The 13568-nt window shown below is 49.7% G+C and carries 11 protein-coding genes; 6 read left to right on the forward strand and 5 right to left on the reverse strand.

Features of this window, described 5'->3' with window-relative positions:
* Window positions 1–209 precede the first annotated feature (209 nt).
* Together DXB92_RS05745 and DXB92_RS05750 are read left to right on the forward strand one after the other, a co-directional pair.
* Window positions 210–1019: a CAP domain-containing protein gene (locus tag DXB92_RS05745; protein ID WP_117733040.1), complete on the forward strand. Its 810-nt coding sequence runs from the start codon at window positions 210–212 to the stop codon at window positions 1017–1019.
* 11 nt (window positions 1020–1030) lie between these two features.
* Window positions 1031–1996: a WYL domain-containing protein gene (locus DXB92_RS05750; protein WP_117733042.1), complete on the forward strand. Its 966-nt coding sequence runs from the start codon at window positions 1031–1033 to the stop codon at window positions 1994–1996.
* 71 nt (window positions 1997–2067) lie between these two features.
* Here the strand turns inward: DXB92_RS05750 and DXB92_RS05755 are convergent, their stop codons facing one another.
* Window positions 2068–3099, reverse strand: coding sequence for a hypothetical protein (locus DXB92_RS05755; RefSeq protein WP_021682627.1), 1032 nt, complete (start codon window positions 3097–3099; stop codon window positions 2068–2070).
* A gap of 175 nt (window positions 3100–3274) precedes the next feature.
* Here DXB92_RS05755 and hydE point away from each other — a divergent pair, with 175 nt between their 5' ends.
* The 3 genes from hydE (at window position 3275) to mscL (ending at window position 6498) form a co-directional block, all read left to right on the forward strand.
* Complete coding sequence (hydE, locus tag DXB92_RS05760; protein ID WP_117733044.1) at window positions 3275–4306, forward strand: [FeFe] hydrogenase H-cluster radical SAM maturase HydE; 1032 nt, start codon at window positions 3275–3277, stop codon at window positions 4304–4306.
* Window positions 4307–4584: 278 nt separating this feature from the next.
* Window positions 4585–5784 (forward strand): M15 family metallopeptidase, encoded by a 1200-nt coding sequence (locus DXB92_RS05765; RefSeq protein ID WP_181976928.1) that lies wholly within the window; start codon window positions 4585–4587, stop codon window positions 5782–5784.
* A 237-nt stretch (window positions 5785–6021) separates the two neighbouring features.
* Window positions 6022–6498 (forward strand): large-conductance mechanosensitive channel protein MscL, encoded by a 477-nt coding sequence (gene mscL, locus DXB92_RS05770; protein WP_117733048.1) that lies wholly within the window; start codon window positions 6022–6024, stop codon window positions 6496–6498.
* A gap of 348 nt (window positions 6499–6846) precedes the next feature.
* Here mscL and DXB92_RS05775 read toward each other — a convergent pair whose 3' ends face one another.
* From DXB92_RS05775 to DXB92_RS05790, 4 genes are all read right to left on the reverse strand, one after another.
* Window positions 6847–7023 (reverse strand): FeoB-associated Cys-rich membrane protein, encoded by a 177-nt coding sequence (locus tag DXB92_RS05775; protein ID WP_021682634.1) that lies wholly within the window; start codon window positions 7021–7023, stop codon window positions 6847–6849.
* A 213-nt stretch (window positions 7024–7236) separates the two neighbouring features.
* Complete coding sequence (locus tag DXB92_RS05780) at window positions 7237–9744, reverse strand: ferrous iron transporter B (protein ID WP_117733050.1); 2508 nt, start codon at window positions 9742–9744, stop codon at window positions 7237–7239.
* A 155-nt stretch (window positions 9745–9899) separates the two neighbouring features.
* Window positions 9900–10121 carry a ferrous iron transport protein A gene (locus DXB92_RS05785; protein WP_021682636.1) on the reverse strand — a complete coding sequence of 74 codons (222 nt, stop codon included), beginning with the start codon at window positions 10119–10121 and terminating at the stop codon, window positions 9900–9902.
* 17 nt (window positions 10122–10138) lie between these two features.
* The gene (locus DXB92_RS05790; protein ID WP_117733052.1) at window positions 10139–10351 is read right to left on the reverse strand and encodes a FeoA family protein; all 213 of its coding nucleotides are present in this window, start codon (window positions 10349–10351) and stop codon (window positions 10139–10141) included.
* A gap of 535 nt (window positions 10352–10886) precedes the next feature.
* Here DXB92_RS05790 and cas3 point away from each other — a divergent pair.
* Window positions 10887–13535: a CRISPR-associated helicase Cas3' gene (gene cas3 / locus DXB92_RS05800; protein ID WP_117733056.1), complete on the forward strand. Its 2649-nt coding sequence runs from the start codon at window positions 10887–10889 to the stop codon at window positions 13533–13535.
* Window positions 13536–13568: the final 33 nt, after the last annotated feature.

Below are 13568 nucleotides of genomic sequence, written 5' to 3' on the forward strand. Positions count from 1 at the left end.
CAGTCACATCATTTCTCTCTCCCTTCTTTTCATCTGAAATGGCATTCTCTGTATATTTTCACAAATGTTCGTTGAAATGTATTGAAAAAAATGTCCTCATGTAGTATAATAAAGAAAACACCGCACAAAGATTGTTCGTGCAAAGTCGCCAGACGCTCTTTGTGCGGTATTGCCCTAAAATATCACAAACACACAAAGGAGGTGTGGAGATGCGAAAAAAGGGAATTGCCGTTTTTTGCGGTCTGGCGGTACTGTTTTCTATACTATTCGGCGGATTTCCGCAAAAGTGGCAGGTTTCCGCAGCGGCAGACATGACCAATTTTGCAGAGGAAGCGGCAGCACTGACCAACCAGTTCCGGCAGGAAAACGGACTGCCGGCGTTGCAACTGGCACCGGTACTGTTAGATTTATCGGCACAGCGTGCGGAAGAACTGTCGCAGACTTACGGACACAACCGACCGGACGGGCGGGAATGGTTCAGCGTCATTGAGGATTCCACGCTGGATTCCAATTGTTATGCGGCGGAAAACGTGGCGGCAGGATACGACACACCGCAGGAAGTGGTGCAGGCGTGGATCGATTCTCCCACCCACCGGAAAGCCATGCTGGGAGAACCGTATCAGTATATCGGCATTGGGGTGTACTACCTGCCGGAAGATACCAATCATTACTATATGTACTGGGATATGCTCCTGATTTCCTCACAGGAACCGCTGGAGGGGGCGAGGTACCCCGATAGCAGTACAGCCACTTCGGAAACTGTTGCTGCCACAACAGTGACAACGACACAGACAGAGCCGGTTTTGCCGCGTATCGTCGGTGATGTCAATCTGGACGGTCTGGTGGACATGAGCGATGCGGTATTGCTGCAAAAAATCATCATGGGGCAGGTGCATGTCAACGATGCCCAGCAGCAGAACAAAGACTGTTATGCAGACGGCGTGCTGGATAATCGAGATGTAGTGGTGCTGCTGCAATTTCTGGTGCATCTGTTTCCGTCGCTGCCGGTAACTGTGTAAAGGAGGATACCATGTCGCGAATTCTCTATGTGCTGGATTATCTTAGCCACAATACCGATGCGGAAAAAGGGGCAACGCTGAAAGAGATTCAGGCGTACTTGCTGAACCAGACGAATCTGGGAGCGGTATCGGTGCTGAGCATCAAGCGGGACATTGAAAGGCTGGACACCATGGGGTATACCGTTGGAGTTCGGAAAGGAGCCCACAACACAGCGTATTATTACATGAAAGAACGGGGCTTCACCTTTAATGAGATTCGGTTTCTGGTGGACTCGGTGTCTATCAACAAATTCCTGAACAACGAACAAAAACAGCGGCTGTTCAAGAAATTTGAAGGGCTGTGTTCCGAAGCAGAAGTGCGGAAGCTGGTGGGGCGGATCACCTTGAGTGAGGTGGCTCCGCCGTCACTGGATCTGCTGGATAATCTGGAGTGTGTGCACCAGATTATTGCCGAAAAGCGGAAGATCAATTTCAAGTACGGCAAGTATAATACCAATCGGGTCATCGAATACTATACCAAAAAGCGAAATCTAATCCCATGTCAGGTGGTCTACACTGCAGAGCGGTTTTATCTGAAAGTGATCGTGGAGGACACCGGCAATGTGCGGAACTATCGCATCGACCGCATGAAAGACATCACCGCGGGAGAACGGGTTGACATCATGCCGAAGTTGTCGAAAGCAGAGGGCTTTTCCGCGGACATTTTTGTACCGGAGGTGTACGAAGATGTACAGCTTCGGGTGAAGCGGGTGCTGCTGGACGATATGATCGAACAGCTGGGAAACTATGCCCATGTGCGGGAAGATGAAACCGACCCCGAAAACTATATTCTGGTGCGTGCCAAAATGGGCATCAGCCACGGACTGTATCGCTGGATCATGAAATACGGGGCAGATATGGAAGTGCTTGCTCCGGAAACGCTGCGGCAGGAAATGGCAAAGCGGCTGCACGAGGCATATCAGCAATATGAAAAATAAGGCAACACCGCACAAAAAACGGACAGCATTGCTGCTGTCCGTGTGATCGGTTCTTAGTAAGTGTGAAAAAATTATGCCTGTCCCCGTTCCTTGGCGAGGGTGTCGTAGCGATCCAGCATTTCCTTGATCTCAGGGTCATTGGTCAGACCATACTGCATATGCAGATAGAAACGGATTGCCGGCAGGTCTTTGTTTTCGATGGCTTCCTTTGCCAGTGCTGTGATAACACCGACTACGTCCTCATTGGCACCGCACTTCATACCGTAGTGTTCGAAAGCCTCGTTGACTTCTTCTCGTGTGGGTGGTACGATTTTTTTCTGGGTAATGGTGTGGATATGGTGCAGCTCTGCCGGAACCATAGGGTGGTCGGCGTAGATCAGGCTCTCATAATAGAAGCAAACGGCACGGTCATAGTCCTTGACTTCCACACAGTAGAAGCCCAGATTGCAGTAACAGCGGGAGATCTGTACCGGCGTTACGGCAACTTCCAGCGTTTCCTTGATAACAGAAAGCAGCTGGTCGTGATCCCGCAGGGACTTATAGCACTCTGCCAGTTCGAAATAGGCATCTGTGTTCATGGGGTTGTAGCGGATCGCATCGTTGATGACGCGTGCAGCTTCTTCTGCACGGTTCAGTTCCAGCAGGTTGTAACCGTGGAGCAGGATCATCTGCGACAGGTCAAAGACCGGACGCACCAGCTTCTTGGACGGGCGGTAGAAGTACAGATACAGCTGATGTTCCAGCGTGTTGCGGAAGCTAAGATATACTTCCGATTCGGTTTCCCGATAGTTCATGCGAATCTTGGTGTACAGTGCTTCTGTCAGCTTGAACGATTCTTCGATTTTCTTTTCCTGAATCAGCTTGTTGGCTTCGGCAAAGACAACGTCCAGCCGCTTGCCGTCGATGTACATCATTTTGTTCAGGACTTCCCGCTTGTCGTCCGGCAGGATCTCATATGCCAGATCAGCGATTGCACTTCCGATTTCTTTTGCATTTTTTGCGGAACGGTACTTGTCTGCCTGTGATTCCAGATAGACCATGTCTACGCTGTATTCGCCGGTCAGACCTTCCCGAATTTTTTTCATAATTTCATCTGTTGTCATAATATAACTCCTTTTTGACTGTGATTATTCAGCCAGTATAGTTTTATTATACAAGATTTCTGGGATAATTGCAAGTCTTTTTTGTGGATTTTTTCGAATGGCAGCAATATTTTCTCATAGGGCAACGCTGCACAAAGTTTGTGCGGTGCTGCCGCAGGAAAGGACGGGGTTTTCCATGTCAGAACTGATCGCAACGCTGGAGCAGCAGCGGGACCTGCCGGACGCTCTGCTGTGTTCGCTGCTGGAAACAGACCGCTATGATGCAGCATTGTTTCAGGCGGCAGACCGCGTGCGGCGGCAGCGGTACGGGACAGATGTATTTGTCCGCGGGCTGATCGAATTCACCAACTATTGCCGGAACGACTGCTATTACTGCGGGATTCGCCGGAGCAATGCCCATGTGCAGCGGTACCGGCTGACACCGGAGGAAATTCTTGCCTGCTGCATAGAGGGGTACGCACTGGGGTTCCGGACATTTGTCCTACAGGGCGGCGAAGATGCCTTTTTCACGGAGCAGCGTGTCTGTGAAATGGTTTCTGCCATACGGGAACGGTTTCCGGACTGTGCCATTACGCTTTCTGTCGGGGAGTGGGAAAAGTCCAGCTATCGGGCGTTTTTCCGTGCCGGTGCAAACCGGTATCTGCTGCGGCATGAAACCGCAGACGCGGCACACTATCGCCGTCTGCACCCCCAGCCGCTTTCGTCTGAAAACCGGAAACGCTGTCTGTTTGACTTGAAAGACATCGGCTATCAGGTAGGCTCCGGATTTATGGTGGGCTCACCGTATCAGACAACGGAAAATCTCTGTGCCGACCTACGCTTTTTGCAGGAACTGGAGCCGGACATGATCGGCATCGGACCTTATCTCACTCATAAAGACACGCCTTTTCGGGAACAGCCCAACGGCAGTCTGGCACAGACACTGCGGCTGATCGGCATTCTGCGTCTGTTGTTTCCCTATGCCTTGATTCCGGCAACTACGGCGTTGGGGACGATCCACCCGCAGGGGCGGGAAATGGGACTGCGTGCCGGTGCCAACGTGGTCATGCCGAATCTGTCGCCGGTTTCCGTGCGAAAGCTGTATACGCTGTACGAGGACAAGATCTGCACAGGGGAGGAGTCCGCCCAGTGCAGAAGCTGTCTGGAACAGCGGGTGGCTTCGGCGGGATATGCCATTGTCACGGATATTGGCGACGTGCGGCGGTGATTTTATAGATGTAGGGAAACACTGCATAAAGCCGTCAGGCGGGCTTTATCCAGTGCTTCCATAGCATGTCAATTTTGCCGTTCGAAAAAAATTTGCATAAAAAGTATTTGCATTTTGCGTAAAATATGCTATAATATAAAGGCGATACGGAATAACAACTTTGCATGCGATACTGCGTACAAGTTTTTTCCGTGTTTTCTGAAAAGATGTTTGAGATTTCACTCGGCGGCACGATATGGAATTTGTGTGATGCCGTCTTGATATTTGGAGGTTTTTCGATGAGCAGGGAAGAACAAAAACAAAGCAAACCAGCCAAGAAAAAAGCACCCAAAAAGCAGGCTGCTTCGCCGCAGAAGCAGATGACAAAACGTCCGAATCCACGCCGCCCCAGAGGTACCGGCGGAAAAATGGTGGCGGAAATCGTGATCTCTGTGGCACTGGTGGCATTTGTCGGTTATCAGGGATTTCATATGTACCATTCGCTGCAGCCGATCTCGCAGGGAACAGATGGCATGGAATTGACAAGCGACATGAGCGAAGCTGCGACAGAGCCGCAGAATGTCTATGAGAATGTTTCTGTTTCCAATGAAGATGTGCATGCGGGAGATTTGATTCTGGTCAATGCGAATACTGCCTATGTGGAGGAGAACCCGTCAGAGATCGTCAGCATTTACGACCACAAGACGGACAACTACCATGTCAGCGGCACAGAAACCAGTCTGCGGCAGCAGGCGGTAGATGCCCTGAATCAAATGCTGGACGCGTTCTATGTGGCTACCGGTCATCAGGATATGATCGTCATCAGCGGCTATCGTACCAATGCCCAGCAGCAGGAACTGTATGATGAGGACTTGCAGGCAACCGGAGAACAGACTTCCACCCGTGTGGCACTGCCGGGACACAGCGAGCACGAAAGCGGCTATTCGCTGGACTTCTCCCTGTATGAGGACGGTGTGCAGTCCGACTATGACGGCACGGGAGAATATGCGTGGATCAATGAGAACTGTTCCCACTATGGCTATGTGCTCCGCTACACCGAGGACAAGCAGGACACCACCGGCATTCAGGCAGAGCCTTGGCACTACCGCTATGTGGGACAGCCCCATGCCGCTTATATGCAGGAGAACAACGTTTGTCTGGAAGAATATCTGACACTGCTGAAAAATTACAGTGCAGACGTGCCGCTGTCCATTACCAACTGGGACGGCGAGATCTATCAGGTATATTATGTGGCTGCTGATACAGCTGCGGATTCTACCTATGTCATGGTGCCGCCGGATAAAAAGTACACCATTTCCGGCAACAACAGCGACGGATTTATTGTGACGGTGGACACCGGAGAGGTACAGAGCGGAGAAGCGGCAGCTTCAGAGGCCTCTGGTGCTGCCGATAATCATGCAGTAGACAGTGCCGCAGACAGTGCAGCCGATGTTTCCGGAGAAACGGCTCCGGACGCAGAAGCAGATGCAGCACAATAAAGGCAATACCGCACAAAGAGCGTCTGGCGACTTTGCACGCCATCTGCTTGCAAATTTCTCGTCATATTTCACAAAAATGCTCGTGAATACATCAAGTATTCACTCCGCTTTTTGTTTCATCTGACGAAAAATTTGACGACGCATCTGTCGCACAATCTTTGTGCGGTATTGCCTAAAGGACATTTTACGCACAAGCTTTGCATGGTGTGCCTAAAAATAAAGAAAAGGTGAGTTCAAATGGACAAGAAAACAACTGAAGAAGCATTGCAGAAAACCGGAAAAGGTCTGAAAGGCGTTGTTGGTGAGTTCAAGGAGTTTATTTCCAAAGGAAATGTGCTGGATATGGCAGTCGGTCTGATCGTGGGTTCTGCGTTTACGGCAATTGTCAATTCGCTGGTCGATGACATTCTGATGCCGGTTATCGGTACCGTGCTGGTTGGTATCAATTTTTCTTCGCTGGGAATCACGATCCCGTGGGGCAATCACCCCTTTATCGCGATCGGCAGCTTCCTGAACACAATTATCACATTCCTGCTGACAGCGCTGTGCGTGTTCCTGATCGTAAAGACAATGAACATATTCCGCCGCAAGCAGGAAGAAAAGCCTGCACCGCCGAAGCCCAGCAAGGAGGAGCAGCTTCTCACAGAAATTCGCGATCTGCTGGCAGCACAGCAGGGAAGGCCGATTCAGAAGGACGAGAAAAAGAACAATTAAGGAAACACTGAATAAAGCCCGCCTGACGGCTTTGCACGCAATCTGCTTGCAGATTTTCCGTCATATTGCCCAGAAATCCCTTGCCATACGGCAGTATGCCTGCGGAATTTCTATGCAATCTGCCGAAAAATCTGACTACGCATCTTACGCACAAGCTTTATTCAGTGTTTCCTTAAAAACGACATCTTCTTACTATTCTACATATAGAAAAAACGCTGTTCCACGTGCAGGAACGGCGTTTTTTCGTAAGGATTATATTGTGTACTTTTATTGAGAGTTTATCGCAAGACAAAAAGCGGGAGCAGCCGTATTCCAGCTGCTCCTGCTTTTCTTTATGGAGAGGTTTCGTTATTTTGAGGATTTCTGTTTATGTTTTTGTGTGTCGCCGTGGCAGCTGCACGCATTCGGACAGCCGCCGCAGGTACCGCCGCAGGAATGTTTTCCCTTTTTGCGGTCACTCCGCATGGACAGGACGATTGCAGCAATGATCGCTACAACAATGATTCCGACAATGACACTTCCCATAGAAATGCCTCCTTTTGAAACGTCAGGTCAATTTTGTTTATAGCAATACCGCACAAAGATTGTGCGACAGATGCGTCGTCGAATTTTTCGTCAGATGAAACAAAAAGCGGAGTGAATACTTGATGTATTCACGAGCATTTTTGTGAAATATGACGGGAAATTTGCAAGCAGATGGCGTGCAAAGTCGCCAGACGCTCTTTGTGCGGTATTGCCTTATGCCTTTACCTTTACGCCCAGCTTGTTGCTTTCCTTGTACGGACGAACCAGCAGGTAGATCATTGCAACGATCAGTGCGAATGCAGCGATCAGGCTGATGATGTTTACAACACCGTTGCCGGCAGTCATCAGCTGACCGGTGAACAGGTTGCCCAGCTGGTTGACGATCAGGGCAATGACATATGCAAAGCCGCATTCGTAACCAATTGCGAACCAGAACCACTTGGTGTTGTTCATCTCACGCTTGATCGCACCCATTGCAGCGAAGCACGGTGCACACAGCAGGTTGAAGATCAGGAAGGACATACCTGCTACGCCGGTGAATGCAGCTGCCAGATTGCTGTACACGCCGTCGCCGCCGCCGTACAGGATACCCATAGTTGCAACGATGTTTTCCTTTGCGACCAGACCGGTTACAGCGGCAACCGTTGCCTGCCAGTCGCCCCAGCCCAGCGGAGCAAAGATCCAGCAGATGCCCTTACCGATGTAAGCCAGAATGCTGTGGCTCATCTGGTCTTCACTCAGCATCTGGAATGCACCGTCAACCCAGCCGAAGTAAGAAGTGAACCAGACGAAGATGGTGGACAGTGTGATGATGGTACCAGCCTTCTTAATGAAGGACCAGCCGCGTTCCCACATGGAGCGGAGTACGTTGCCGACAGTCGGCATGTGGTATGCCGGCAGTTCCATAACAAACGGTGCCGGATCGCCGGCGAACATCTTTGTCTTTTTCAGAATGATACCGGAAACAACGATCGCTGCCATACCCAGGAAGTAAGCACCGGTTGCGATCCATGCAGAACCGCCGAAGATTGCACCGGCGATCATTGCGATAAACGGCTGTTTTGCACCGCAGGGGATAAAGGTGGTTGTCATAACAGTCATACGGCGGTCACGTTCGTTTTCAATGGTTCTCGAAGCCATGATGCCCGGAATGCCGCAGCCTGTGCCGACCAGAATCGGGATAAAGGACTTACCGGACAGACCAAACTTCCGGAAGATACGGTCCATAACGAATGCGATACGAGCCATGTAACCGCAGGCTTCCAGAATTGCCAGCAGAATGAACAGTACCAGCATCTGCGGTACGAAGCCCAGAACTGCACCAACACCGGCAACGATACCGTCCAGAATCAGACCCTTCAGCCAGTCCACGCAGTTGGCAGCGTCCAGTCCCTTTTCGATCAGTACCGGAATACCCGGAACCCATACGCCATAATCTGCCGGATCCGGTTCGCCCTTTGCGAATTCGTCTGCCGCAGTGGTCAGGTCGTCCATGGAAGCAGTTTCTGTGGTAACTTCCAGTGTTTCTTCATCTTCTACATCATAGGAGAAGTCTGCGTTGTAATCCTTTTCATAGTTCAGGATCATGTCCTTTGCAGCTTCGCCGTCAAAGGTGTCTGCTTCTGCGTCAATGTAGCTTTCCAGTTCTTCTGTATCAACGCCCTGTTCGCCCAGATAAGCCACATAGCCGTCAATGATCGCATTGGTGTCGCCGTATTCATCAGCGGCATCGTTGTAGGAGCTGGTGCCGATGCCCAGCAGGTGCCAGCCGTCGCCGAACAGTCCGTCGTTTGCCCAGTCTGTTGCAGCGGAACCTACAGTAACCATGGAAATATAGTACACCAGGAACATGATGACTGCGAAGATCGGCAGACCCAGCCAACGGTTGGTGACGATCTTGTCGATCTTGTCAGAAGTGGTCATGCCGGTTCTCTTTTTCTTCAGGCAGTCCTTGATGATCGAAGCAATGTACAGATACCGTTCGTTGGTGATGATGCTTTCTGCATCGTCGTCCATTTCCTTTTCTGCGGCTTCGATGTCCTGTTCAATGTGCTTTTTGGTAGCTTCCGGAATGTTCAGCTGTTCCAGAACCTTGTCGTCCCGTTCGAAGATCTTGATCGCATACCATCTCTGCTGTGCTTCCGGACGGTCATGCAGACAAGCTTCTTCAATATGTGCGATGGCATGCTCCACGCAGCCGCAGAACTTGTGCTGGGGAACCATGGGGATCTTGCTTTCCGCAGCCTGCATGGCTTCCTTTGCAGCTTCGTCAATGCCGGTGCCCTTCAGTGCGGAAATTTCCACGACCTTGCAGCCCAGTTCCTTTGCCAGCTGGTCAATGCGGATCTGGTCGCCGTTCTTCCGAACGATGTCCATCATGTTGATCGCGACAACTACCGGAATGCCCAGTTCTACCAGCTGTGTGGTCAGATACAGGTTACGTTCCAGATTGGTGCCGTCGATGATGTTCAGGATTGCATCCGGACGCTCCTGAATCAGATAATTTCGGGCAACGACTTCTTCCAGCGTGTACGGGGAAAGAGAATAGATACCCGGCAAGTCTGTGATGACAACATCTTTGTGCCCTTTCAGCTTACCCTCTTTCTTTTCCACGGTAACACCCGGCCAGTTACCGACGAACTGGTTCGAACCTGTTAATGCATTGAACAGTGTGGTCTTACCAGCATTCGGGTTACCGGCTAATGCGATTTTAATACCCATTTCACTCCATCCTTTCGTGTTAGCGTTTACTAATTAGCGATTGCTAACTTGTGACTAAAAAAATAATTCCGCCGTAAAATGAAGATGTGAATCCGCCGACGCAGGACAGATTCACGGATTTTCTTCCACAGCATGCACAATGATCTGTGCGGTGCTTATTCTACTTCGATCAGTTCAGCGTCTGCTTTCCGCAGAGAGAGTTCATAACCTCTTACAGTGATCTCGATCGGATCACCCAGAGGTGCCACCTTGCGGATATAGACCTCGACACCCTTGGTGATGCCCATATCCATGATTCTGCGTTTTACTGCACCTTCGCCGGTGAGCTTCTTGACACGGACGGTCTGTCCGATCTTGGCATCTTTTAATGTAGCCATACTCCAGTTCCTCCTCTTTATATCATAATTTTTCCCGCCATTTCTTTCGTAATGGCAATACGGGTTCCTTTTACATTCACGATAAGATTTCCGTTTCCGGAATTTACTACCGTGAGCATTCCGCCGACAACAAAGCCGAGGTCTTCCAAGTGCTTTTTGGTTTCAGCACTTCCGCCTACTTTTTTGATGATCACTTCGTCACCGGGATTCGCAAACATCAGCGGCATCATAGCATGCTCTCCTCCTTATATCAGAACCGTTCCTTTGTTTCTCAGAGCCGGTTCTGGAATTAGAAAAAGCTAACCATTTGAGAAATGATAAAGGTTAGAATCTTCTAACCCTCTTGTAAGTATACAACTTCTCATGGCATTTGTCAAGGGTAAAATGGAGATTTTCAAATTTTGTGAGATTGCACAAATGAAAAATCTGAAAGAGAAAATGCATTGGGCGGTTTTTTGGCTGATCGCCTGCAAAGCCGTCAGACTGATTTTATGCATATTTTTAATTTTTTTCAAACTTTTTTCAGTTCTATCCATTTTGAAAAACTGGAGTTGTACAATCAAAGCATAAAACAAAGGCAACACCGCACAAAGCTTTACACAGCGTTTTCCAAAGGAATGCATGGCGTCGGAAAATTTCGAAAAGCGTGTTGGATTTTGTCGAATCTTGTCGAATGTGAGAAATTTAAATGTTGACAAGTCGAACGAAATGTTGTATAATAAAGAACAACAGTAAAATACAGGATTGCTGGGAGGTGACAGACAAATGGATATGTCACGAATTTTGATTGCCAAAACGGGAAAGACTGCATCGGAGTGGCTCCCGCTGGCGGTGCATCTGGAAGATACGGCTGGGATCATGCAATGTATGATTCGGGATATGATTCCGCCGTCTTTTCCGGAATCTTGTGCCCTCTCTCCGGAGGCGTTTGAAAAAACAGCAGTTTTTTTGGCATATGTGCACGACATTGGAAAGGCAATGCTTGTGTTCCAATATAAGATCAGCAGAAATCTTCCGGAGATGCGGAGCCGTCTGGAGCATTTTCAGCTGCAATTTCCTGAAAGCTATGAAAAGGATAAAATCAACGTGATCCCCCATGCACAGGCAGGGGAAGAAATTCTGGTCACGCTGGGGTGCTCTGAAAGTGTCGCCGCTGTTGTAGGAGCACATCATGGCATGCCGTCAGAGCACATACAGAAGAATCTGATGCAGCCGCGAAGAAATATCAAATTCTACGAGAATTACTATGGCTATGCAGAGGAAAATGTATCTCTGCTTACTGAAACCTGGAATCACATTTTACAAAGGGCGTTGCAAATTGCCCGGATCGATTCGGTGCAGGAGCTTCCGGTACTGACGAAACCGGCACAGATGCTGTTGTCCGGTCTGCTGATCATGGCAGACTGGATCGCGAGCAACACAGATTATTTCCCGCTGATTCCCACGGACGAGGACATTCCTGAAAATCCGGAAAGAATCGCTGATGCATGGGAAACGATCCAATTCCCCGAAATGTGGAAGTCTGCACGATTGGACTATTCCGATGCGGCATTTCGCAAAAACTTTTCGTTTGCACCGCGTCTGGTGCAGACAGAGTTTCTGAACGTGATAAAGAACATAGAGTCACCGGGAATCTGTATTCTTGAGGCTCCCATGGGGTGCGGAAAGACGGAGGCTGCCCTTGCCGGAACAGAAATCCTCGCTGCAAAATGCCGGAAAAACGGTATGTTTTTCGGGCTGCCGACACAGGCAACTGCGAACGGCATTTTTCCCCGCATGATGCAGTGGGGCGAAAAGCAGTCCCAGAATTTCTACCATTCCATTCAGCTGAAACATGGCAGTTCCGCTTTGAATACCTGCTTTCAGAAAATCCAGAGAGGGATACCGGAACAGGAAACGGACAGCGGACTGATCGTGCACAGCTGGTTCTGCGATAACAAGAAAGCCTGTCTTGCCGACTTTGTCGTTGCAACGGTGGATCAGATGCTGATGATGGCATTGAAGCGAAAGCATGTGATGCTTTTGCACGTGGGCTTGTCTGAAAAAGTAGTCGTGATCGATGAAGTGCATGCATATGATGCGTACATGAACGAATATCTGGAAATGGCTCTCCAATGGCTGGGGTACTATAAAACGCCTGTGATCCTGCTGTCCGCAACGCTTCCGGCAAGCCGGAGAATGTCGCTGGTTCGTGCATACCTCGGAATCAGAGAATCCGAAAAGGCCTTTGAAAACGAAATGGGGTACCCGCTTCTGACGTGGACGGACGGAACTGAGATCCGGCAAAAAAGATTGACGTATCAGGGAGCACATACGCATGTTCAGATGCACCCATGTACAGAAGATGCTGTTCTGGCAGTGGTTCAGAATGTTGTAGAGCATGGCGGCTGCGTTGGCGTGATCGTGAATACAGTGAAACGTGCACAGACTTTTGCGGAAGAAATACGAAATCAGACTCATGCAAAAGTGCTTTTATATCATGCACAGTTTATATTCCCCGACAGGACATTGAAAGAGCAGGCTCTTTTGAAAACTGTGGGGAAAGACAGCAGTGCAGAGGTTCGCCGCGGAACCGTTGTGGTCGGGACACAGGTCTTGGAGCAGTCGCTGGACATTGACTTCGATTTGCTGATTACGGACATTTGCCCAATGGATTTGCTTTTGCAGAGAATCGGCAGACTGCACCGGCATGCCTTTCGGGAACACAGACCGGAAGTCGTGAAAACTCCGGTCTGCTATGTCATCATGGACGAACTGCATGGGGAAAATACCGCGTCTAAAAAGATATACGGCGATTTCCTGCTGCATCGAACAGCGGAAAACCTGCCTGAAAGCATTGTGCTTCCGGACGATATATCGCCCCTTGTGCAGGCGGTCTATACGTTTTCCGAGGACGATGCGATGTATCAGACATATCATAATCAACAGGAAATCCAAAAACGGCGTGCACGCTGTTTCCGGATCGGAAAACCTACGGGAAAAGATATACACCGGCTGTTGTCCCGTGATATAGAAGATAAAAATGAGTGTGAAGTGGAGGCAGCTGTTCGGGACGGGATCTCTTCCATAGAAGTGCTGCTGATGCGGCGTATGAAAGACGGCAGCATTTGCTTCTTGCCCAATCAGCATGGCGGCAGGAAAACAGAGGCGTTTCCGGACGAGGCAGAGTGTCGAGAAATTGCAGAGCAGAAGCTGCGGCTGCCGACAGTGTTCAGCCAGAAGTGGAGCATCGACCGGACGATTCACGAACTGGAAAAGCAGTGTCTTCCCTATGTGGAAAATTGGCAGAATTCTCATTGGCTCAAGGGTCAGCTTGTTTTGTTTCTCGATGAGGAAATGAACGGGGAACTGATGGGATTCCAATTGCACTACAGTTTTGAAAATGGTTTGGAGTATTGGAAAGCTGCCGAATAGGGGCAATACCGCACAAAGAGCGTCTGGCGACTT

The sequence above is a fragment of the Ruminococcus sp. OM06-36AC genome, from assembly GCF_003438725.1.
GTDB classification, from domain to species: Bacteria; Bacillota; Clostridia; order Oscillospirales; family Ruminococcaceae; genus Ruminococcus_C; species Ruminococcus_C callidus.

What these genes read in the sequence shown, in the direction of transcription:
- DXB92_RS05765 (WP_181976928.1), top strand. Translation starts at nt 4,585, where the DNA reads ATGAGCAGGGAAGAACAAAAACAAAGCAAACCAGCCAAGAAAAAAGCA.
- DXB92_RS05755 (WP_021682627.1), bottom strand. Translation starts at nt 3,099, where the DNA reads ATGACAACAGATGAAATTATGAAAAAAATTCGGGAAGGTCTGACCGGC.
- cas3 (WP_117733056.1), top strand. Translation starts at nt 10,887, where the DNA reads ATGGATATGTCACGAATTTTGATTGCCAAAACGGGAAAGACTGCATCG.
- hydE (WP_117733044.1), top strand. Translation starts at nt 3,275, where the DNA reads ATGTCAGAACTGATCGCAACGCTGGAGCAGCAGCGGGACCTGCCGGAC.
- DXB92_RS05790 (WP_117733052.1), bottom strand. Translation starts at nt 10,351, where the DNA reads ATGATGCCGCTGATGTTTGCGAATCCCGGTGACGAAGTGATCATCAAA.
- DXB92_RS05780 (WP_117733050.1), bottom strand. Translation starts at nt 9,744, where the DNA reads ATGGGTATTAAAATCGCATTAGCCGGTAACCCGAATGCTGGTAAGACC.
- mscL (WP_117733048.1), top strand. Translation starts at nt 6,022, where the DNA reads ATGGACAAGAAAACAACTGAAGAAGCATTGCAGAAAACCGGAAAAGGT.
- DXB92_RS05775 (WP_021682634.1), bottom strand. Translation starts at nt 7,023, where the DNA reads ATGGGAAGTGTCATTGTCGGAATCATTGTTGTAGCGATCATTGCTGCA.
- DXB92_RS05785 (WP_021682636.1), bottom strand. Translation starts at nt 10,121, where the DNA reads ATGGCTACATTAAAAGATGCCAAGATCGGACAGACCGTCCGTGTCAAG.
- DXB92_RS05750 (WP_117733042.1), top strand. Translation starts at nt 1,031, where the DNA reads ATGTCGCGAATTCTCTATGTGCTGGATTATCTTAGCCACAATACCGAT.
- DXB92_RS05745 (WP_117733040.1), top strand. Translation starts at nt 210, where the DNA reads ATGCGAAAAAAGGGAATTGCCGTTTTTTGCGGTCTGGCGGTACTGTTT.